Annotated in this window: 13 protein-coding genes; 5 read left to right on the top strand and 8 right to left on the bottom strand. The window is 62.2% G+C overall.

What is annotated here, in order from left to right; all coding sequences use genetic code 11:
- Nucleotides 1-406: 406 nt before the first annotated feature.
- Complete coding sequence (locus tag AB7G19_RS28515; protein ID WP_441268853.1) at nt 407-2,677, top strand: MHYT domain-containing protein; 2,271 nt, start codon at nt 407-409, stop codon at nt 2,675-2,677.
- Nucleotides 2,678-2,882: 205 nt separating this feature from the next.
- Here AB7G19_RS28515 and AB7G19_RS28510 read toward each other — a convergent pair whose 3' ends face one another.
- Entirely contained in the window at nt 2,883-3,434 is a 552-nt protein-coding gene (locus tag AB7G19_RS28510; protein WP_441268523.1) for a hypothetical protein, read from the bottom strand.
- Between the two features lie 1,031 nt (nt 3,435-4,465).
- Here AB7G19_RS28510 and AB7G19_RS28505 point away from each other — a divergent pair.
- The 3 genes from AB7G19_RS28505 to AB7G19_RS28495 all read left to right on the top strand — a co-directional run bounded on the left by AB7G19_RS28505 (nt 4,466) and on the right by AB7G19_RS28495 (nt 9,423).
- Nucleotides 4,466-5,836 (top strand): calcium-binding protein, encoded by a 1,371-nt coding sequence (locus AB7G19_RS28505; RefSeq protein ID WP_175618100.1) that lies wholly within the window; start codon nt 4,466-4,468, stop codon nt 5,834-5,836.
- Between the two features lie 207 nt (nt 5,837-6,043).
- Nucleotides 6,044-7,885, top strand: a complete 1,842-nt coding sequence (locus AB7G19_RS28500; RefSeq protein ID WP_441268522.1) for a type I secretion system permease/ATPase — start codon at nt 6,044-6,046, stop codon at nt 7,883-7,885.
- A 134-nt stretch (nt 7,886-8,019) separates the two neighbouring features.
- The gene (locus AB7G19_RS28495; RefSeq protein WP_441268521.1) at nt 8,020-9,423 is read left to right on the top strand and encodes an HlyD family type I secretion periplasmic adaptor subunit; all 1,404 of its coding nucleotides are present in this window, start codon (nt 8,020-8,022) and stop codon (nt 9,421-9,423) included.
- An 89-nt stretch (nt 9,424-9,512) separates the two neighbouring features.
- Here the strand turns inward: AB7G19_RS28495 and AB7G19_RS28490 are convergent, their stop codons facing one another.
- The 4 genes from AB7G19_RS28490 to AB7G19_RS28475 form a co-directional block, all read right to left on the bottom strand.
- Nucleotides 9,513-10,199 carry a N5-glutamine methyltransferase family protein gene (locus tag AB7G19_RS28490; RefSeq protein WP_071915364.1) on the bottom strand — a complete coding sequence of 229 codons (687 nt, stop codon included), beginning with the start codon at nt 10,197-10,199 and terminating at the stop codon, nt 9,513-9,515.
- 61 nt (nt 10,200-10,260) lie between these two features.
- Nucleotides 10,261-10,758 (bottom strand): hypothetical protein, encoded by a 498-nt coding sequence (locus AB7G19_RS28485; RefSeq protein ID WP_155795295.1) that lies wholly within the window; start codon nt 10,756-10,758, stop codon nt 10,261-10,263.
- A gap of 119 nt (nt 10,759-10,877) precedes the next feature.
- A complete protein-coding gene (locus tag AB7G19_RS28480) occupies nt 10,878-11,900 on the bottom strand; it encodes a TAXI family TRAP transporter solute-binding subunit (RefSeq protein WP_085400993.1) in 1,023 nt (340 codons plus the stop codon).
- A 47-nt stretch (nt 11,901-11,947) separates the two neighbouring features.
- Complete coding sequence (locus AB7G19_RS28475) at nt 11,948-14,344, bottom strand: hypothetical protein (RefSeq protein WP_441268520.1); 2,397 nt, start codon at nt 14,342-14,344, stop codon at nt 11,948-11,950.
- Between the two features lie 240 nt (nt 14,345-14,584).
- Here AB7G19_RS28475 and AB7G19_RS28470 point away from each other — a divergent pair, with 240 nt between their 5' ends.
- Nucleotides 14,585-15,121, top strand: coding sequence for a DsrE family protein (locus tag AB7G19_RS28470; RefSeq protein ID WP_441268519.1), 537 nt, complete (start codon nt 14,585-14,587; stop codon nt 15,119-15,121).
- A 128-nt stretch (nt 15,122-15,249) separates the two neighbouring features.
- Here AB7G19_RS28470 and AB7G19_RS28465 read toward each other — a convergent pair whose 3' ends face one another.
- From AB7G19_RS28465 to asnB, 3 genes are all read right to left on the bottom strand, one after another.
- The gene (locus AB7G19_RS28465) at nt 15,250-17,982 is read right to left on the bottom strand and encodes an AMP-binding protein (protein WP_441268518.1); all 2,733 of its coding nucleotides are present in this window, start codon (nt 17,980-17,982) and stop codon (nt 15,250-15,252) included.
- A 138-nt stretch (nt 17,983-18,120) separates the two neighbouring features.
- Nucleotides 18,121-19,998, bottom strand: a complete 1,878-nt coding sequence (locus AB7G19_RS28460; protein WP_441268517.1) for a hypothetical protein — start codon at nt 19,996-19,998, stop codon at nt 18,121-18,123.
- 10 nt (nt 19,999-20,008) lie between these two features.
- Nucleotides 20,009-21,997 (bottom strand): asparagine synthase (glutamine-hydrolyzing), encoded by a 1,989-nt coding sequence (gene asnB, locus AB7G19_RS28455; protein WP_441268516.1) that lies wholly within the window; start codon nt 21,995-21,997, stop codon nt 20,009-20,011.
- Nucleotide 21,998: the final 1 nt, after the last annotated feature.

The raw sequence follows: 21,998 nt of genomic DNA, 5'->3' as shown, positions 1-21,998 counted from the left end.
GCCGTGGCTCCCGAAAGGCGCCCGGCTGTTGAACGAAGGCTAACCGAAGTCGGATGCAGTGCACGTATGGGCGCATCGTGCGGCTTGACGGGCAGTCTCATTTTGAATGTTGCGGCGCAATTGGCTTCGCGGTGCAATAGGCGGCCGGCTTGCCCAATTTGCAGGGCGGTGCGTGAGCGGCACGATCCCCTCCGGTTGATCCGTGCACGGAGCCTGATCCAGCACAGGCCTGGTCCGGTTCAAAATCCCCAAGGGAAGGTAGGGTGGAAACAGCCCCCCGACGGCTGGATCCAGCTTGAATTTGCCGACAGGGTGCCACGGATCGCGGCCGGCCGGGCCTCGATCCCCGCGCCGCTATTCGACCTAGGGTGAATTTGCCCCGGATTTCCATTACCATCTGGTGGAAATGAATCACCATACGGCCTCTCACGATCCCGTACTTGTGGCGCTGTCGATCCTGATCGCCGCGCTCGCCTCCTACACAGCGCTCGACCTCGCGACCCGGATGCGTGCCGCGTCTGGGCGGGCTCGTCCGGCTTGGCTTGCAGCCGCGGCCACCGCTATGGGGGGCGGCATTTGGTCCATGCATTTTGTCGGCATGCTGGCTTTCAGGCTGCCGGGGGTCGAGATCTCCTACGATCCATTCCTCACCTTTCTATCGCTTGTCGTCCCCATTGTTGTCGCGGCCGCGGCCTTTGCCGTGGTCGGAAGACGCCCGCAGGCGCTCCTGGTGTCCGGCCTGGCGATGGGGCTCGCCATATCCGGCATGCACTATACGGGCATGGGCGCGATGAGAATGGCGGCATCCGTCGCGTACGATCCTCGGTGGGTCGTGCTCTCGGTCGTGATCGCGATGTGCGCTTCGGTCGTGGCGCTCTGGCTTGCCTTTCGCAAGACAAATGCGACGCAGCGGCTGTTTGCAGGACTTGTCATGGGTCTCGCGATCTCCGGCATGCATTACGCAGCTATGGAAGGTGCCTCGTTCGAGCCTGCGAACACCATGGCGGGACACGCTGGACATTTCGTGGGTCGGGCGCCGCTGGCATTTCTGCTCGCCGGCGCCACCATCTTGATCCTGAGCATCGGGATTGCCGCTGCCGTCTATGATCGGGCCTCGGCGGAGCGCGCCGAACGCGAGGCCAGCGCGCTGAGGCGAAGTGAAGAACGCTTTCGGCTCCTGGTGGAGGGCATCGCCGATCACGCCATGTTCATGATCGAGCCGAATGGGTCGGTGGGAAACTGGAATCTCGGGGCGCGCCGGCTGATGGGTTATGGCGATGACATCGTAGGGACCAGCTACGCGATCCTTCATACCGACGAAGACCGCGCGTCCGGGGCGCCAGCACGTGCTCTCCTGGAGGCGGAGCGGTACGGCAAGTCAGCAGTGGAAGCCTGGCGCGTGCGCCGGGATGGCAGCCGTTTCTGGGCAGAGGCAACCCTAGTCGCGGTACGGAACGAAAGCGGCTTGATCACTGGGTTTGCCAAGATCGTGCGCGACATCAGCGAGAGGAGGCGGGCACAGGAAGAGCTGGATCGGGCACGCGAAGCGCTGACGCTGTCGCAGAAAATGGAGACCATCGGTCAACTTACCGGCGGCGTCGCCCACGATTTCAACAACCTGCTCGCCGCCGTTCTCGGCAGCCTCGAGCTTCTGAAAAAACGCCTGCAAACAGACGATCCGAAGATACAGCGTCTCGTGGACAACGCGATGCAAGGCGCGCAGCGGGGCGCACTGCTAACCCAGCGCCTGCTCGCCTTCGCTCGCAAACAGGATCTCAAGCCGGCTGTCGTCGATATCGCCGCACTGGTGCGGGGCATGGCGTCACTGCTGAAATTCGAGGCAGGCGTCCGTATCGACACACCCTTTCCGCTGGACCTGCCAAACGTAAAGATTGACGCCAACCAGCTCGAACTGGCCATCCTCAATCTCGCCGTAAACGCGCGTGATGCGATGCCGGCCGGTGGCCTGATAACCATCTCCGCCAGAGACGAGCAACACGAAGCTGGCGCTCCCCGCTACGTGGCGCTCTCGGTGAGCGACACGGGCTGCGGCATGGACGAGGAAACGCTGAAGCACGCTCAGGAGCCGTTCTTTACGACGAAGGGTATCGGCAAAGGCACCGGGCTCGGACTATCGATGGTTCACGGCCTCGCCGAGCAGTCCGGCGGCAGGCTCGTCCTGAAGAGCCGCCTTGGAGTGGGCACGACGGCCGAGATCTGGCTGCCGGTGGCTGAGGAGGAGGCCGCGGTGCCAGCGCCGCGAGCGGAGTCCCCGGCACCCATGCTTCGGGCCGACCACCGGCTTTCCGTGCTTCTGGTCGACGACGACCCTCTCGTGCTGGAGAATACGGCGGCAATGCTGGAGGATCTCGGGCATGCAGTGGTCGAGGCACGCTCGGGCGAAGAGGCATTGGATCTCCTCCGCCGCACGCAGACCATCGAACTCGTCGTCACCGACTATGCGATGCCGGTCATGACCGGCCTGCAGCTTGCTGAAGCCGTGGTCGTGGAGCGTCCCGGTACGGTCATCCTCCTGAGCACCGGATATGCGGAGCTTCCCATCGACGCGCGTTCCAATCTGCGCCGCCTGTCGAAGCCGTTCGATCAGGCTGCCCTTGAGAAGGCTATCGAGGGAGCGATGCGAGAGCGGGAGAGCGCGAGATCTGTCGTCGCCTGACGGTGTCGGGCTGACGGCCGCCGATCGGTGCCGCCAGCACATTTGCCTCCAGCTCCCCGACCAACCAATGTGATTGCGTTGAGCCATTAGATCGTGTTTCGACCGGAGAGAATAACGGCGCCTCAGCGACGAGAGATTGCCGCTGTCCCGGTGAAAGCATGCCGGTGCTTGGCAACCGTGTTGCCGATTCGATAAAGGGCTAAATTCAAGTCAGCGTCGCGCGCGGATTCACAACCGTGTACCCCCTCAAAGAACGCGCGTGTATTCTCGTTGCGCGTCCACCTGAGTTGCCGTCGTACGCCATCCAGACGTCGCCCCCGATGTGCTGCTCGAGGACGAAAACGTGCCCGCGTCTGGCCGCGACCATTCCTGGTGCCGGCGACGTACGCGGAAATCTCAGCCAGTTTGCCGCGAGATTCAATTCCGGAACGAGGCGACCAAACAGGCGCAGGGCTGCGGCACAACCGCAGAATGAGGAGGGGCAGCCCGCGGGGCGGCCGCCAACGATCCGAGTGCTGACGGGACTATCAGACGCCGCAATATTTGTATTGGCGACGACGGAGAGTTGTTTGGTTCGGTGCATCTGCAATGAGTCTCGCACCTCTCTTCGCTGGTTCGGGATTTGCGCGTAGTTCGAGAAGTCGCATGGCATGGTGACGTTGCATTCAGAGGCGTGCTGCATGCGATAGGGGCGTGCATCGGAATTGAGCGAGGTGATCACAACGAGGCAGCACGCAGAAATAACTTGCTTGAACATCGCAGGCTCCGGGATTGATGGATCCTGCCCCGAGCAACGAGCAACTAACAAAGATTGGCTGAAATGGGTCAAAAGAGCGGCCCAATGCTGGATCAGGGGCCGGCTATACTTCTGGAGTAACTCAAAACGCGTCGTTGAAGAGCGCCTTCTGCCGCAAGTGGGGCCGTGAACGCTGCGCCCGCTTCACGTGTCGATCATGGCCACGTAGTCCACGTGAAGAGTAATTGGTCCCTTCGATCCGTCCAGAATGACGCGGAGGCTCTTCGGATAGTATCCGGCCCCAACCACGGTCCCGGTCTTTCCAGATAAGCGAGGACCGGCTGCCGGCTTTACCTGAATTCGTGAACCCGGCGGAAACTTGACGTTCGTTTGGGCCGACCCTGACATGACGTCCTCGGCAGCAAATGAGCTGATTCTACTCGAAAAATCGCCAGCGCGCGGCACAGCGAACGGGTGGGACAAATTCGCTTCGCGTGCGCTATCAAAAAGAGCTCTCCAGCCACGGTGCTAAAGAGCGGCAAGGCAACCCAGCGCCTAATACTTCCGCGATTCGCAATTGCCCCCGCAAACGAGCTCGCCTTTGGTGCTAAAATACCGGCTCACAGGAGCGCTGATCCGCTTGGATTTTCTCTCTATTTGCGCCACGCCCTTTACTGAACAACGGAAACGCTTCGATGAGAACATCCGTCATCGGAGGTAATCCACGGACATCAATCCGGTTTGCTGCCCGCTACCGGCATTGAACAATTTCGTCGGCGTTGTGCCAGATTCAACATTGATCTTCTCGGCCTCGATTGGCCGCATATCGTTGAATCGTCTTTCAAAACAAGTTTTCCCGCAGATCCGGCGATCAGCGTTGGCGCGTTGTTGTGCAAACTTTCAGCACAATAATCCCTTGGTTACGCCCAATGGAACGGAGATTCCTGCCTCAAACGTAAACATACGTTCACCTCGGTGGGACGCACGATCGGTTGTCGGGCGCTCAGACCTACAGGTCACTGGGGGCTTTCAACACTGACAGGGGAATATCATTGGCAACATTACACTACGCTGCGGGCGGGGGTCTGGACTCGCAAGGTAACTTCGCACCAGCTGAAGCTGGCTTTAATCTCGCAGATGTCCAGTATGTCGACCAGGTGAATGCACTGCCCGACGGTGTGCAGGGTCTGGTCTGGCTCGATCAGTACCACGGCGTGACTCAGGACTTTATCGACCAGGTGACGCCGTTCCTCAACAATCCGAAAGTGTTCGGCTTCTACCTTGTGGATGAGCCTGATCTGACCGGTCAGTGGGGACCGCAAGCCGACCCCGCGGATCTGAAGGCTGAATCTGACTGGATTCATCAGCACGATCCCGGGGCCAAGACGTTCACCGTCCTGATGAACACTGGATCATCGGACGATCCGAACTACATGAACAGCTACAACCAGGCGAACACCCACATCGACTACTTCGGTCTCGATTGGTATCCGGTGTGGACGGACCGTCCGAACGTCGACCTCAGCACGATCGACAAGTACGTTTCTGCCGCTGAGCAAGCCGGAATCCCGCTCGACTCCATCGTTCCGGTTTATCAGGCGTTCGGCGGCGGCGGCTGGTCCACCGAAACCGGCAGCAAGGTCGCTGTGCCGACTGCCGCGCAAGAGCAGGCAATGATCGATCATTGGGCGGACCTCGTTCCCAATCCGGCCTTTGACTATGCTTACGCGTGGGGATCGCAAAATGGCGACACTGCGCTCGAGAATTTGCCGGCACTGCAGCAGGTGTTCCTTGCGCACAATACGAGCCATGGCACGGGGGGCGCGACCGCTCCGCCTGTTACCGATCCCGTTACCGATCCGGTGACCGACACGCCGCCGCCGGTGGACGCTGGCGGTAGCACCGGCACGGACGGCAGCACGCCGCCGGTTGACAACGCTGGCGGTAGCACCGGCACGGGCGGCAACACGCCGCCGGTTGCGGACGGTGGCGGTAGCACCGGCACGGACGGCTCCACGCCGCCGGTTGCCGATGCTGGCGGTAGCACCGGAGGCACTCCTCCCGTGTCGGGCTCGGACGGAACGACGGATCCGTCGACCGGCGGTTCGACCGATACTGGCGGCTGGGGTGGTCATCACCACGGCGGCGGCTGGTCGGGCGGTTCGTCCTGGCAGGCGGGCAACGGCGGTGGCGGGCACAACCACAACGGTGGTGGGCTCGATTTCTCGCAGTGGCTCAATAATGCCAGCACGTCGTCCGCATCCGGAGATCATTCCTGGTGGCGGGGTCACACTGCGACGTCGAACACGACTGCGGATGCCGATTCTGGGCAGACGGATACGCCGGACACAGGCTCGTTCGTAGCGCATCTGGCTGATTGGATGTCTCACCACAACAACGATCATCACGGGTGGCACTCGTAAGCTCGTAGGTCGTCTACATCGACAAGGACATGCGCGCGGTGCGCTGCGCGCATGTCCACTCTGGGGAGTTCCTCGCGATCACCGGGGCGGTCGAGAGGCGGGGTACCATTCCGCGCACGGCGGAATGTTGAAATGCGGGCGTCTTGACGCTCGATCGCATGCAATTTTTCAACCGTTTACCGCCGCCCGGCCAAGGGCGGCCCGGATATGCACATGCACGCTTCGGCAAAACAGTCTGCGCTCGCGGATGTCTTCCGTCGGATACGTCCCGGCCTGCTCGCGGCGGGTGGACTATCCATCTTCATCAATCTGCTGGTGTTCGTGTCGCCGATCTACACCATGCAGATCTACGATCGGGTGCTCACGAGCCGAAACGGGATGACGCTGCTACTGCTCTCGCTCATCGCGCTCGTGCTCTTCATCAGCTACGCGACGCTCGAGCATTTTCGCAGCCGGGTTCTCGTGCAAACTGGATTGCGCTTCGACCGGTTCGTCTCGGGCGAGACGTTCGAGACCGCGCTCGGACAGGCGCTGAGCACGAGCAGCTCGCATCACGTCCAGCTGCTGCGCGATGTCGACACCTTGCGCGAGGTGCTGTCGGGGGGCGTCATCACGTCGCTGATGGATGTGCCGTGGACGCCGATCTTCCTCGCGATGTGTTTCTTGCTCCATCCGCTGATCGGCCTGGTCGCCCTGATCGGCGCGATCATCATCCTGACGCTCGCCTTCCTCAACGAGCGGGTTACGAAGGCGCCGCTGAATGCGGCCGCATCGAAGAACCTTCACGCACTGGACCGGTTGACGTCCTCGCTGCGCAACGCAGAAGCGATCCGCGCGCTTGGAATGGGACCCGCGGTCCGCGCCGCCTGGGCGGTAACTCATGGTCAGGCGTTGCTGGAAAGCGCTACGGCCGGAGAGCGGGGCGGGACCCTGCTCGCCATCTCCAAATTCCTGCGCATGGCGATTCAGGTAGCCATCATGGGAGTAGGCGCGTATCTCGCGATCCAGCAGGAGATTTCGGGGGGCGTTCTGTTCGCGGCTTCGCTGATCATGGGACGCGCGCTCGCGCCCGTCGAGGCTGCGGTGTCGCAATGGAAGGCGCTGGTTGCCGCGCGCACATCATATGCCCGGCTGGATCGCGCGCTTGCGAACCGCGCGACTGAGCGACAGCCGACACGGCTGCCGCCCCTGGTCGGCGAAATCTCCGTCGAGGCCGCGACAGTGCTTGTCCCTGGATCGCAACTGCCGGCCATCGCCGACGTCACGTTCCGGCTGGCCCCTGGCGAAGTCGTCGCCGTGGTCGGCCAGTCCGGCTCCGGAAAATCGTCGTTGGCGCGGGCCCTGGTCGGCGCCTGGCCGCTGGTGCACGGCTGCGTGCGCATCGACGGCAACGACGTCAGGCATTTCGATCCCAATTTCCTTGGACAGAACCTCGGCTACCTTCCGCAGGACGTCGAGCTGTTCGCCGGTACCGTGCGTGACAACATTGCACGTTTCCGCGACGACGCCTCCGACGAGGCGGTCGTCGAGGCAGCGCAGCTGGCGTCGGCGCACATGATGATCCAGCGCCTTCCCAAGGGCTATGACACCGTGATCGGGGATAATGGCGCAGGTCTTTCTGGCGGTCAGCGACAGCGCATCGGGCTCGCGCGCGCACTGTTCGGCAAGCCTGTGTTGGTTGTGCTCGACGAGCCGAATGCAAATCTCGACGGCGACGGCGATCGCGCCCTGGCCGATGCGATCCAGCGACTGAGGCAGAGCAAGGTGACGATCGTCATCATCAATCACCGCCCGAACCTGCTCGCCGCGGTCGACAAGATCGTGTTCATGCACGAGGGGCGGCTCGGGCAAATCGGCACGCGCGAGGAGATGTTGCCCGCGCTGCTCGGCAAAACGGTTGCGCCGATGCGGCGCGACGTGCGCGAGCCCGCTGAACATCATCGCGCCGATCGTCATCACCATGCTGACGGCAACCATCGAACCGATGGCGCTCACCGTCCGGCACAGCTTTCAAATCAAGCGCGTCAGGCGCACGCGACGAGGCAATAATGGATAATCTATTGCGGCGGGGACCGGACGCTCTTCACGACGAACTGGCGGAGCTTTTGAAGCAGTTCAACAAAGCAGATAAAGTGGCGCAGGAGCCGCTACCTCCGGGCAAACTCCTTGCGAAGACGGAGACCATGACAAGGTCGCTGGTCGATCTTGCCAAGCTGGTCGATCTTGCCAAGCTGGTCCATCTTGCCAAGGTGAAACTGCCGACCTTGTGGCCCCGAGGGCCAGTGGGCAACGATGAGGATCCGTCGGGCGATTGGCAGACCCCCGCGCGGCGAGGCTTCCTGGTCGTCTTCCTGACCTTCGGCGTATTTGGCGGCTGGACCGCCCTCGCATCGATCGACGGTGCCGTGGTGGCCCCCGGCTCCGTCGTTGTCGAGAGCGACCGTAAGGTGGTGCAGCATCTCGAGGGTGGCATCGTCCAGAACCTGTTGGTCACAGGCGATTCTCATGTCGCGGAAGGTCAGGTCCTGTTGCGGCTCGATCCGACCCAGGAGCGGGCCAAGGAAGAGATCGCACGCTCGGCGGTGTACTCGGCGGTTGCCGAGGAGGCGCGCCTGCAGGCGGAATCCGAAGGCAAGGACAGCATCACGTTTCCGACCGAGCTGCTCCAGAAGACGTCCGATCCGAACGCGATACGCGCAATGGGTGATCAGAAGCGGCGCTTCGATGAACGTCGCGCTGCACGAAAGATCGAGATCTCGATCCTCGAGGAACGTATCGCGCAGGCGCAGCGGCAGATCCAGGGGAATACCGCGCAGAACAAGGGCGCGCGCGCGCAGTTCGACAGTGTCAGTCAGGAATACACCAAGCTCAAGCCGCTCGTTGATCAGGGCATCGTACCGTTCGCGCGCGTCGCCACGCTGGAGCGCTCCAGAGCCGATCTCGAGGGCAAGATCGGCGCATATGAAGCGGATATCGCTCGCTATGGCCGCATCATCGACGAGTCGCGGCTCCAGATCGATCAGGTCGGGCAGAAGGTGCTGGAGGAAGCGACCGGGAAGCTCACCGACACGCGCGCCCAGCTTGCTGATGCGCGTGAGAAGCTGCGCGTCGCGGTCGATGTTCTGGCGCGGATGGAAGTACGCGCACCGCGATCGGGGCGGATCGTGAACCTCAAGCTTCACACGATCGGTGCCGTGATCAAGGCGGGCGACGTGCTGATGGAGATCGTGCCGGACAACGATGTTCTTGTGGTGGCCGCAAGGGTGTCGGCACTTGATATCAACCACGTCCAGCTCGGCCTTCCGACCGAGGTGCGGCTTCCCTCGTTCAAGGCGCGCTCCACCCCGATCGCTGTCGGCGAGGTTCTTTCGATCTCGGCCGACGCCACGCGCGACGATGTCACCCATCAGCCCTATTACGAGGTGAAAGTCTCGGTCCAGGTGACGCAATTCCCCGACAAAGTCCGCGAGAAGCTCAAGCCGGGCATGATGGCCGACGTCCTGATCGCAACCGGAGAACGCACAATTCTTGCTTATCTGACCCAGCCGATCACGGACGCGATCCGGCGCGGGATGCGGGAGAGCTGATTGGCTGACCGGCCCGTGCGAGGGCCGCTGGGTTCAGGGTGCTACGCTGCAATGCCAACGATCATTGTGGAGGAAGTGCTCGAACCCGGCTATCCCTTCGCGTACGCCATGACGACGCGACCGGCGCCCGCGTCGTCCAAGACCACGCTGACATTCTCGTAAGCGTCGTTGCGTTCGAGCAGGGTTGCCACCTGTCGATCCTGGTCGCGGCCCACCTCGAACAACAGCAGTCCTCCCGGCCGCAAGTAGCGAGGTGCGTCTTTTGTAACGCGCATATGGATGCTCAGTCCGTAGGGCCCAGCGGCGAATGCCTCGCGCGGCTCGTTCATGAGTAGAGAGGCGCGATCGCCTTTGAGTCGGGATTCCGAGATATAGGGTGGGTTGCAGACGATCATATCGATGGTTTGCTCGAGTTGCAGGCCTGCGAGAGCTTCGAACAGATCGCCCTGGAGCACGGTGATGCGGGTCTCGGCGCCCTGGCTCGCGGCATTGCGTCGCGCGAGCTCGACACATCCGTCAGTCAGATCGCTCGCCCAGACGCGAGCGTCGGGAATATTGAGCGCGATCGCGCATGCAAGATTGCCGGCGCCGCAGCACATGTCGACGATCCGCGGCGAGGGGAGGTGTGCTCGGCGCAGTGCTTCAACCGCGGTCCTGCCAAGCAACTCCGTCTCCGGCCGGGGCACTAGCGCGCCGGGAGCAACCTGCAGTTCGATTCCCATGAATTGGGTACGTCCTCGCTCGTAAGCCTCGGTTACATTGATCGTCTCGCTCATCGCATTCACACCTCTCGCGTGACGTCTTCCCTGTCAGCCGTACAGTCCGACTTGCGGCTATTCAGCTGGGCGGCCAGGTGCAGACCTTTGCAAATCGCCGGCGAACGGCGTCCAGACCCGTCAGTTCAAATGTTTCCTCGTAGGGCGCAGCCGTTCCAGCATACACTTTGGTCAGAAGCCGGCCCACCCCTGGCATGGAGCTCATGAAGCGGGCGGCGTCGCCCGGAAAGGCGAGACTTCGTCCGCCATCAACAACCCTCCAGCGCTGATCGACAGGCGGTTGATCATTGATCTGGAATACGACCCTCATGTCGGTGCCTGGAGTTTTGGTCCAGGAACTCGCCGCGGAAAGCAACACCTCGGTCCGATTGGCGCGACAATGAATGGCGAGCGACGAGGGCCCATCCTTCGCGCCGGCTCGTGCGGTGGTCCGGGCGGCGATCTGCGGCTTGTGGTCCACCGGTGATGTCGTTTCACTCAAGATCCAGTTCGGACTTGGCGGCGGAGCTTGGAAGGACTGCTCAGGTGCTTCCCCAATCTGCTCGTCGACGCATGTCATGTGCTCCATTCCCTGAAACTGCGCACATGCCCTCGAACGATCTGGCGTGTCGCCGGCTTGCGCGCAGCTTAGATGACCGGTACCCACGAGAAAGACGGCCGCAAGGGTACCGGTTCGCTTCATCGCGATAGTCCGACTGTCGCGCTGGGCGAGCGATCGAGCCATTCCTGCGCCGGACCAAACCGGGCAAGAGTGGGGACGCTGGCGCGGAGATTCACGTCCTTCCATTTTGTATCGAAGCCAGCGGATTGCAGCCGGTCGAGCCGTCCGAACAGGTGGTCAACAAAGCGCACCATGCGCCGATAGCGATCGGTCTGCGGCTGCCAGTTGTAGGCGGCAAGAATCGTCGGGACGGCAATGGTCGCGATCCGCTTGCCCGCCGGCACGAGGTTTGGATAGTCCTTTGAATCGAGGGACGACGGAAGATAATAGTCTTCAAATCTGGGGTCGTATTCGATCGGCAGGAACTTGAAGCCATCATCCCAGCGTCCTTTCAAGAAGGCGTCGACCGGCTTTGATGTGATGAAGACGACCGCTGCGATTTCGCCGCTCTTCATCTGCTGCAATGCGACCTGGTGGGGAATGAACATCTTTTCGACGTTCAGTCCCAGCCGGCTGAAGATCAGCGGACCAGAATATGCGGCTGCCGTACCCTGGGTGTTGAAATTGACCTTCTTTCCCTTGAGGTCGTCGAGCGACTTGATCTCGGGACGCACGAAGACGTGCAGCTCGGCCGGAAAGAGGTTGAGAACATAGACGATGCGCTTTTCGATCGACGGAACCTGCGCCTTGTACTCGTCAAGGGCATCCATGTTGATGATCGCGGCATCAACGCCCTTGAGATAGAGCAGCGAATTGACGTTCTCGGTCGCACCGGTCGTCACGATCGGAATGACGTGAAGCTTGTCCTCCTCGTTGGCGACGCGTGCGATCTCTGCGGCGAGCCGAAGCGGTGCGCCCTCGATAAGTCCTCCGGCGAGTCCCACCGTCCATGCATTGATACGTTCCTTTGCGGCCGTATCGGCATTCCGCGGCGCGGTCGGCGCCGGCGGGTCGCGCGGCGAGCGAGATTGGGCATTGGCAGCAAGCTGCAGGCCGACCAGTGCCAATGCGACCGTGAACGCGAGCTTACTCAATGACATGGGGCCTCTCCATTCTCTGGTCTGGCTTCCGGGGCTCGCTCCAGCAGCTATTTGAGCCCCTTGATCCGTCCTTCTGCATCTCGAATGCCGCCGGCCTGGGCTCGTTCATACAGCTCGCGCGCCTTCGCGGAATCGCCGGCGACGCCGCGAGCGTCCCAAGATTGCAGCATGTGAGGATCGTAAGTTTCGGCCAGCATAAAGGCTGCCTGCGCGCTGCCATGTCCAAGCACGTATTCCAGCAAGCCGCGGGCACCGTTGATGTCGGACTGCCGCAACAATGCGCTGGCGCGCGCGAGCAGTCGCTCCTCGTTCGCAAGCGGGCGCGGTACTCCGCTCGCGGCGGCCTGTCGCTCCACCGAAGCCATGGCCTTGGAGTCGGCACCGGGCAGGGCAGCCCCTTTTGTGATCTGCGCGCTTGGTGGCGTCGGGGCGGAGGCTGACTGTGCGGGCGGAGGCGAAGCAGCGGGCTGGAGGCTGCTCTGGCTCGATGCGCGGCCGGTGGGCTGACGCGAGGGCGCCGCTACAACCGTGGAAGCATTCCACGCGGCCAGATGATCCCGGACGGATGCGAACGTTGGGAGCATTGCCGCGCTGCTGCCCGGTTGCTCCTTTTCGCGCTTGGCTGCGGCCTTTGCGGCGACCTCGGCGGCTCGTGCAGCCTCCGACGTTTCAGCCCGCGCCAGGTCGCGCTGATCCTTCAGCGACGCCGCCTCGCGCGCGAGAGCGTCCGCGCGACCGCGCTGCTGTTCGACATCTCGTTTCAGTGCCAGTTTTTGCTCGGCGTCTGCAGCCCGGACCGCAGCCAGCTCGGAGCTCGCGGTTTGCGCTGCACGGAGTTCAGTCTGAAGGGACTGCAGCTTGCGGTCCGCGCTCTCAGCTCGGTCCCGCTGCTTCTCAACCTCTCGGTTCAGTGCCAGTTTTTGCTCGGCGTCTGCAGCTCGGGACGCAGCCAGCTCGGAGCTCGCAGTCTGCGCTGTACGGAGCTCAGCCTGAAGGGGCTGCAGCTTGCGGTCCGCGTTCTCAGCTCTGTCTCGCTGCTTCTCGACCTCTCGTTTCAGTGCCAGTTTTTGCTCGGCGTCTGCAGCTCGGGCCGCAGCCAACTCAGAGCTCGCGGTTTTCGCTGCGCGGAGTTCAGCCTGAAGGGGCTGCAGCTGGCGGTCCGCGTTCTCAGCTCTGTCCCGCTGCTTCTCGACCTCTCGTTTCAGTGCCAGTTTTTGCTCGGCGTCTGCAGCTCGGGCCGCAGCCAACTCAGAGCTCGCGGTTTGCGCTGCACGGAGTTCAGCCTGAAGGGACTGCAGCTGACGGTCCGTGCTCTCAGCTCTGCCCCGCTGCTTCTCGAGCTCGCGCGTCAGCGTCAACTGTTGATCGACATCTGCAGCGCCGACCTTCGCGGTCTCGGAGGCCGCGTTCCGAAGGGGGCCGAGTTCGCTGATCAGGGCTTCTGTCTTGTCCTGCTCCTGCTTTAGTTCGCGCTCGAGAGCCTGCCTTTGTGCGGCCTCCGCCGCGGCAGACTTCGTGGCTTCGGATGCTGCGCTGCGCGAAGCCTCAAGCTCCGAGCGAAGCGAGGCAAGCTGGAGGGCAAAGCGTTTGGCCCCATTCCGTCGGTCGACCGGACGCTCCTGCTTCGGTTCGGGTTCGGGCGCCTGCATAGCCTTTGAAGCTGCAACCCTTGCGACGTCGAGCTCCGCCTTCAGGAAGGAGATCTCACGTGACAGATGATCGGTCTTCTCCCGCTCCTGTTCGAGCGCCTGCGTTTGCTTAATACCAATCTCCATGGCGCGGACGGTGTGCGTCTGGGTCTGCCGCGCCGCGTCGAGCTCCACTCGAGCCGCAGCCAATTCGCGCGCAAGCTTGTTCGCTCGTTGCCGCTCCTGATCCAGCAACAGGTTCTGGTTGAGTCGCTCCGTCTCGGAAGCTGCTTGAGCCGCATTTGACACCGGGGGCGGCGTAGACGTCATGTCCTGCGCAGGGGCATCGGCAGCCGCGCGGGGCTGCTCGGTCGCGGTCCTCGCTCCGCGCGGTCCGGTCGCGGCGGGCCTGCTTCCAGCGGGCTGTGTCGCGGCGGGTCGCGCCTCGTCCGCGCGTTGGACGAGCTTCAGCCTTTGTTTAATCCCGTCGATCCGCTCTGGTCCGCGCGTACATCTGCACAGATCGAGCATCGCCGGTGTGATGTAGGAGGCACCCCGGTCGCCGTCGTCCTGGGATTTGGCATCGGCAGTTGCAGTCAGAACCGGCAGAAAGCAGGTGATCAGAACCACCATGAGCCGGCCGGCTCTGTCGCATGCGCGCGAGCCGTCAGCGATGTCGAACAATCCGAGTTCGCGGAACGCAAATTGCCGGTGCCTGGGCCGGCGCGTAGCTTTGCTCAGCGCGACGGCTGTTCCTTTCGACAAGTCGAATCCGTGTACCCCCATTGCGACGCCCAACTGCTTGGTAGGGACCATGATGCTTGGTAGCTTGGTAGGGATCATGATGCTTGGTAGCGATCATGGCATGTCGTTTATGACGGCGCTTTCATCGACGCGATGTCGATGTCGCAGTTGCGGTAGCCAAAACGGAGTAGTGCGCCGACAATGGGAATTAAGTAGATCGGGCGGAGCTTTGGCCAAAGCTGCTTGCCCCCACGGTTGCGCTTAAATAGCTTGCGACGTGCACGCTTCGTCACACACGCAGGAAGCACAGTCATGAGCAGATCATTTGCCATTTTTGCCGGCGTGGCGGCTGTCGGACTGGTTCTCATTAGCGGCATCGAAACCCGCGGTTCTGCGCAAACCACCCTCTCCACCAAGAATCCCGGCACTGCCGCCAGGAACGCAAATGCCAAGATGGGTGTTGCGACACCTCGGAAGCAGCCGCCGCATCGACTTGTCATCCATGTCGACGTCAACGATCCGGCCGTCATGAATCTCGCTCTCAACAACGTCAACAACGTCGTTCAGCACTACGGCGACCTCAGTCAAAAAGTCGAAGTCGAAGTCGTCGCATACGGGCCAGGACTGCACATGCTGCGAGACGATACCTCGCCTGTGAAGGGGCGCATCAAAATGATGAGTGAGACAACGCCCGAGCTTACGTTCTCGGCCTGCGGAAATACACGAGAGAACATGACCAAGAATGAGGGCAAAGAAGTGCCTCTCATCACGCAGGCGAAGGTCACCAAATCCGGGGTTGTTCGCCTGATGGAGCTTCAGGAGCAAGGCTGGAGCTACCTGCGGCCCTGATGATCGTACGCGACACTCCCAAGCGCGAGACAGCGGGTTCGAGCCAGGTTTGAGCCGAACCCGCGTGATCTCTCCGTGCTGGCCTGTGGTGGGCAGGACCGGCCCCCCAAAAAGCATTGTGTTGTGGATCAGGAGCAGGACGCCCCGATCGCGCGCTCGATGACGGGTCGATTGATCGAGAGGTGGGGCTCGACCACCAGATCAAGATGTCCGCCGGCGATCGGAATCACGTCCAGTTCTTCAAACAGGGAGTCCCATCCGAGGCGCGGCGTCACGCCAGGCCGATGACAGGCAAAGACAGTCCCCTTGATGGCTAGACGAGGCTTGGCATCCTCGACCCAGCGTCCGAACGCGCGCATCCGGAGAATCTCCTCGAGCTCGAGCTTGAGCATGAAGCGCGTATTTGCCAGGCGAGGCCATGTAATGGTGTCGATGAGCCTGCAGAATCGAGCCTCCTGGCCCAAGCGAGCGGCGAACTTCGCCACCGAGCGACAGAACATGCGGTAGATCGTCACTCGATGGGATCGAATCCGCTGTAGCGTGCGAGAGAGGGCTTCTCGGTGATTTGCTCTGCGAGGGCCGACATTGGTGTCGAGGATGCCCAGGAATTTGACGGCACGACCTTGTTCGATCAACCGGCTTGCGACTTCGAAGGCGACGCCGCCGCCCAGGGAATAGCCGATCATTCGGACGTCGCCGCGTGGTTGGACCGCATTGATCTGTTCGACGGCCATCGCGGCCATCTCCTGCACGGAATCGCGTCCCGCGAGGCTCCAGCTCAGATCTGGATAGCGAATCGGAATCACCCGCGCCACCTTGCCGAGCTGAGCGCCAAATGCGGCCATGCTCGGGCCATACCCCATGGAGCCGGGCAGTATGACAAGACCTGGGAGAATCTGGTCGTTTAGACGCTGCCGCACCGGTGGCTCCACCGTCGCGATAGCCCGGATCATGTCTTCAGCGCTCATATCGACCGTGAACGCTTCCATGCTGACTTCGCGGCCGATGAGGTCTTCGATATCCATGACGCAGCGCAGGAGCTTTAGGGAATCACCGCCGGCCTCATCCCAGCGTCCGGCAGCTTCCGGCACGCCGAGGATGCTGCTCCACACCTGCTGCACGATCCTGTTGGCCTCGGCCATTCCTTGCATCGTCGGCACGGGCGCGGGCGAGGTCGTTTTGCTCTCGAGATCGAGCAGTTTCAGCTTGGCGTGATCGATCTTACCTCCTGGAAGGCGCGGCATCTCCGGTATCTCGTGCAGCCTGGTCGGATGCAAAGCCGCAGGAACAGTCTGCCGGATGCTGTTGCGAACGTCGGTCCGGAAGTGCGCTTTCTGTGGATCGGCCGGCGATGCAAACAGGACCAGCTCGTTCGCATCCGTCACGACGGCGACAGCGTCCTTCACATAGGTGAGCTTGCGCAACGCACTCTCGAGCTCGGCCGGCTCGACACGCTGGCCATTGATCTTGAGCTGGCGTCCCTTCCGTCCAACGATCCGCATCAGTCCGTGTGTATCCACGGTGACGAGGTCGCCGGTCTGATAGATGCGAGACTTTGGGTCATCCGGGGAGGGCGATGCCGGAGAAAGCCGACCGTCTTCCCAGTATCCGAGCATGACGTACCTGCTCTTGATCACCAGTTCGCCGACTTCACCGTGCGGGACGGGCTTCCCGCTTTCGTCGACCACGGCGTACGATATGCCGGGAAGCAGGTAGCCAACAGGAACGCTGACGCCGTCCTCTCGCCATTGCTTGGGAAGAAACCACTGGGTGCCGGTGGTTTCCGTCGACAGATAGCTGACCTGGATGAAGCAACCGGGTGGTATCGCTCGCCGAACGAGCGCGATATCGGTCCACAGGACCTTCTCCCCGCCGATGCGGATCATGCGAAGCGAGTCGAGATCGCCTGACCGGCTTGCGTTGATCAGTGCACGCACCAGGGCTGGTACAACGTATGTAATCGTCACCTGTTGCGTGGTGATCTGGCGAAGAACGCCGCGCAATCCGAGCGCCTCGACGTCGACGATGTGCAGTTTCGCCCCCGTCAACAAAGCCGACAGCATCTCTCGGCAACCGGCGATCGTGGTGGGGCCGCTCAGAGGCATGAAGACGTCTGCCGCACCTATGTGGCAGGCGTCCACATATTGCTGGACGCGCTGGAGCAGGTTGCGTTGGCTGTTGACGACCCCCTTCGGAGTTCCGGTGCTGCCGGAGGTATAGAGCACTACGGCAGGCGCATCGACCGAAACCTGGGGGAGTGTTGAAGTTGCCGCGGAAGGGTCGCTGGCGCCGGCGACGTCGAGCCAGCGCAGGCCGTGCTGTTGGATCCACCCGGCGGAGCTGTCGCCGTCTTGCCCGATCAGCACGGAAATCCGGGCGGCCGCGGCGATAGCCGTGAGCCGCTGAACTGGATCGCGGGGATTGAGTGGGACGAGGACTCGTCCGGCCGCCATGCAGGCCAGCATAGCGATCGGCTGCCAGGCCGAGCTGCGCAATAGCCATCCGACGGCTTCCTGCTCCGGGATCAGCGCGCTGATCGCCTGGGCCAAGGTCAAGACGCGGGACAACAGCTGCGCGTACGTGAAGCTGTGATTGCCGTCGCTGATTGCGACCCTGTCGGCGAACTTCGCCGTCACCGCAATCAGGTGTTCGATGGCGGGGACGCAGGCAAAGCCGGCTTCCAGGGGATCGAATGATCGATCGACTGGACCGTTCAGATCGAGAGGGACCCCCACGGGGCTCAGCCAGTTCAGCGTCGCTGGAGCTTGCTGAACGGTCGAGGGCAGGTGCGCGTCAAGGGCGGCGCATGGATCACCCGACGGATCGCCAGATATCTGAAGCCGCATCACCGTACCCGTCATTTTGCTTTCCCAACGTACTTAATCAGGCCTGGGTACGCATACTTCAAACGAAGGATGCCGGTTTCGCAGCCACCGTCTGGTCGATCGGCTGGCTGCCATATCGAAAGACCCGGGCGATTAACCCAGGCCGCCTCGGGATCATTGCCGTGGTCTCAGGCCAGATGCAGCGTGGTCGGAAACATTGATTGCAGGTTCGATGCTTGTCCACCGTACCGCCGTTGTTTTGAAGCGGCGATAGTAATGCATCAAAGTCGATGTTGATGACGGCTCCAGATCCGAGGGCGCGAGCTCGGACGGTACTCCGTGCGTCAGGACACACCAGAGCTTGACACGAGAATCGAGATCCGACGTCCCGGCAAACCGGGTCAAAGTGCTTCGCACGACGTCGCGGCTCGTACTTCCGGCGCGGACGGCAAGCAGAACGTGATCCGCCCAGGAGGCGAGGAGGCGCACTTCCGGCGCATCATCCAGCGATGGTGCGTTGATGACGACGAGATCGTAGGTGTTCCTGAAGTGCTCGAACAGCGAGGCGACTTTCGGACCCGCCAACGGCCCCAGGCGACTGCCCTCGGACAATCTTGACGATATGTAGTCGAGTCCGAGCTCCGGGATGTGCTGGACGGCCTTGGCGGCCGCTCCGTCGTGCGCCAACAGCTTGAACAGATCTGCAGCCTCACCGCCGACGCGCCGGGGCAATTGAGAGAAATCCAGGAACAGAACGCGCTGTCCGAGTTGCGCCGCACAAAAGCCGAAACTCCAGGCGATCGCGCTCTTGCCTTCACCGTGCAAGCTGGATGTCACCAGGATGACATGCGGCGTCTGTGGCGAGACCGGATCGGCGGCCATGAGGGATACGACGGTCGAGCGAACGGCCCTGTTATGCGAGACAGCCGATTGCTCTACGAACCGCTGCGGCGAGATGCTCAGCTCCGGCGGGATCGAGGGGATCAACCCGACGCACGGGATGTCCAATGCCTCTGCAGCTTCCGCCTCGGTGTGCAGACTTCGATCGAAGTGCTTCAGGATGATCGCGACGAGACATGCCAGGAGCGCGAAGATAATCGTGATCGGTGGAACAAGGAGGAACGGGTTCAACGAGCTCGGAAAGTCGGGTGGTGAGGCGTCCGCGATGACGGTCACGTCTGGCTCGGCGACCACGCCCTTCGTGGTGAGATCCTGCCGCTTTCGTATCAGTGTTTCATATTGCTGCGCCAGCGTGGTTATTTTCCACTCCAACGCGGCGGCGGCCTGTGCGGCTGCCGGTGATGACGAGATCTGACCTGAGTGACTGGCGTCCCATTCCGCCTTCGCCGTCGAAAGTTCGCGCTGAACATTCGCCGATTGTGCTGCGATGGCGTCCAGAGCCTGGAGCTCCACAGCCCGCTTTTGCCGGACAAGCTCGTCAGCGTAGGATCGGGTGACCAGGTTTGCGACGTCTGCGGCCCGTTGTGGATTGGGGTCGCTGGCAATTACGCTGATAACTCTGGACCGGCGCTCCTGGCTGACCTTCAGGCGCCCTTTCAATGCTGCCACCGCCGCGCCGTCGCTCGGGTCTTTCCGGAAGGAGAGGAACCCCTTTATCTTTGACAAGGCAGTGCGGAGCACCGAACCGTTCTCGTTGGCCGGGTTGTCGAGCATCCTCAGTGCCGGCAGGAGCCGCCGCAGATACGCATCGGATGACATGACCGTTACGTGCGTATCGATCGTCGGGTCGTCCGAACCGCCAGTCGGCGCGGAATTTCCGGATGCACCGGCATTGTCGGCCGCTCCGCTTCGAGCGCTCACGACAAGCTGTGCCGTTGCGAGATAGGTGGGCGACATGAAAATACTACCGAGCACCGCGAGCAGCGCGCCCGCGCCGATCATTTTGACGATGAAGAGCTTGTATCGCCTGATGCTCTCGAAGACATGCTTGAATGCCGCGATGGCGTCATCGGGAGGTGACTCGTCGCCCTTTGACCGACCCTGGGTCAGGACAGTCACCGGCAGAATCCGTTTATTTGTGAACGCTTCCATCGCCTGCTCCTTATTGCGCCGGTTCCATCACGCCTGCTGTTCGCGAAGGCCCGGAGGTAACTGCTGAGTCGAGCCAGGACTGCAGCATCAAGACAGCCCACAGCGGTCGTGAGAAATCGCGGCGACCGCTAAGATGTTGAAGCCAGCACTCCTGCACGCGGGAAACGTCCAGAAGATGCTGGTTGCGAAGGCGCGACTCCGAAAGGAGGTCCGACGCCCACGAACGAAGCGGTCCCTTCAGCCAGGAGCCGATCGGCACGTCAAAGCCCTGTTTCGGTCGCTCGAAGAGGTGGCGCGGCAGGTAACGGCCAAGGACCTGGCGCAGGAGCCATTTTCCCTGGCCATGACGCACCTTCGCCGAATTCGGCAGCGCCCAGCTGAACTCGACAACGCGATGATCCAGAAGCGGGCAGCGAGCCTCCAGGCTCGTGGCCATGCTCGCGCGATCGAGCTTCACGAGAATATCGCTCGGGAGATATCCAAGCATATCTCGAACGATAAAATCAGACAGCAGATCGTTGAGCGGCGGGATCGTGTCCGGCTCCGAGCCTGCCTGGGTCCGCGTCAACTGCAGTTCGGAGAGCCGCGTCGACCGACGGTACATCTCGCCGACGTCGTTGCTGCCGATAAGATCTGCCAGGCGGTTGATCCGGTCGCCGTGTGTCATCCTCTGCAACCAACCTGGAAGACGAAGTGTTTCGACGACGCTTTCGCGCATGCCGCGCCCGAGCAGCGCCACACCGCTCGCGGCCATGGTCCGGATCGATCGGTTGGAGTTCAGCAGAGGCGCTAAACGGGCGGAAAGTACGTGCCTGGAATACCCTCCGAAGCACTCGTCACCTCCGTCGCCCGAAAGCGCAACGGTGACGTCCTGCCGTGCAAGTCGAGATAGAAGCAGTGTCGGGATCTGCGATTCATCGGCAAACGGCTCGTCCCAGATGGTTGGAAGTTCGGGGATGACCGCTCTGGCGTCCGCGGAGGTGAGACGTAGCTCGGTATGGCTGGTGCCGAGGTGCCGCGCCACGGCCGCAGCGTTAGCCGTTTCATCAAAGGCGCGCTCACCGAATCCGATCGTAAAGGTCCGTACCGGGCGCGCCGATTGGGCCTGCATCAGGGCCACGACGGTCGAACTGTCTATTCCGCCCGACAGGAACAGCCCGACCGGAACGTCGGCAACCATTCGGTCGGCAACCGCGGCCTTGAGGAGATCGCAAGCCTGGGAGACGAGCTGCTGGTCATCCGCGGTGGCCAGCGCTGCGCGGCCCGTGTGCGCGACATCGGCCAACGACCACCAGGAGCGTGCGCGTTCTTGTAGAGCTGCGGCATCCCGGCAGACCGAGAGGTCCTCGGCACGGATCGATAGGGCGCCCCCGGGTGGAATCTTGAAGACGCCTCGCCATATGCACTGGTCTTCCGGCAACCATCCGCGCGATAGAAACTCCGCAACCGCGCCCGGGTCGATCTCCTGGTGAAAGTCGGGGAATGCCGCGATGGCCTTCAACTCCGACGCGAACACCACCGCACTAGACGTCCGCGCGACGTAGAGCGGCTTTTTCCCCATTCGATCGCGGGCCAGATGCAGCGTGCGGTTCCTGCGATCCCACAGGCCGATTGCGAACATACCATTGCAGCGCTGGAGGGCCTTCTCCAGGCCCCATTTCTCGATCAGGCCCAGCAAGACTTCTGTATCGCTATTGCCGATGAAACGCCTGCCTGCGCACTCGAGCTCTTGCCGCAATGGCTTGTAGTTGTAGATCTCGCCGTTGAACGTAATGACGAAGCGGCCGTCGCTCGAAAGCATTGGCTGCCGGCCCGCATCCGAGAGATCGATGATGGACAGCCTGCGATGCCCGAACGCAATGCCGGCGTCACGATCGCTCCAGAACCCGTCCGCATCAGGACCGCGGTGGCGCAGGCGAGCCGTCATCGGCCCGATCGCCGCCAGGTCGGCGGATCGACAAGCATGCGGCGTCTGAAGTATTCCTGTAATTCCACACATT

Source organism: Bradyrhizobium sp. 215_C5_N1_1, from assembly GCF_052075935.1.
Taxonomy (GTDB): Bacteria; Pseudomonadota; Alphaproteobacteria; order Rhizobiales; family Xanthobacteraceae; genus Bradyrhizobium; species Bradyrhizobium barranii.
This window is presented reverse-complemented; position numbering and strand designations above follow the sequence as displayed.

Excerpts from the sequence above, each read along its gene's own strand:
- AB7G19_RS28480 (WP_085400993.1), bottom strand. The coding sequence starts at position 11,900 with ATGTCATTGAGTAAGCTCGCGTTCACGGTCGCATTGGCACTGGTCGGC.
- AB7G19_RS28515 (WP_441268853.1), top strand. The coding sequence starts at position 407 with ATGAATCACCATACGGCCTCTCACGATCCCGTACTTGTGGCGCTGTCG.
- AB7G19_RS28485 (WP_155795295.1), bottom strand. The coding sequence starts at position 10,758 with ATGACATGCGTCGACGAGCAGATTGGGGAAGCACCTGAGCAGTCCTTC.
- AB7G19_RS28470 (WP_441268519.1), top strand. The coding sequence starts at position 14,585 with ATGAGCAGATCATTTGCCATTTTTGCCGGCGTGGCGGCTGTCGGACTG.
- AB7G19_RS28510 (WP_441268523.1), bottom strand. The coding sequence starts at position 3,434 with ATGTTCAAGCAAGTTATTTCTGCGTGCTGCCTCGTTGTGATCACCTCG.
- AB7G19_RS28465 (WP_441268518.1), bottom strand. The coding sequence starts at position 17,982 with ATGACGGGTACGGTGATGCGGCTTCAGATATCTGGCGATCCGTCGGGT.
- AB7G19_RS28490 (WP_071915364.1), bottom strand. The coding sequence starts at position 10,199 with ATGAGCGAGACGATCAATGTAACCGAGGCTTACGAGCGAGGACGTACC.
- AB7G19_RS28475 (WP_441268520.1), bottom strand. The coding sequence starts at position 14,344 with ATGGTCCCTACCAAGCAGTTGGGCGTCGCAATGGGGGTACACGGATTC.
- asnB (WP_441268516.1), bottom strand. The coding sequence starts at position 21,997 with ATGTGTGGAATTACAGGAATACTTCAGACGCCGCATGCTTGTCGATCC.
- AB7G19_RS28500 (WP_441268522.1), top strand. The coding sequence starts at position 6,044 with ATGCACATGCACGCTTCGGCAAAACAGTCTGCGCTCGCGGATGTCTTC.
- AB7G19_RS28495 (WP_441268521.1), top strand. The coding sequence starts at position 8,020 with ATGACAAGGTCGCTGGTCGATCTTGCCAAGCTGGTCGATCTTGCCAAG.
- AB7G19_RS28460 (WP_441268517.1), bottom strand. The coding sequence starts at position 19,998 with ATGGAAGCGTTCACAAATAAACGGATTCTGCCGGTGACTGTCCTGACC.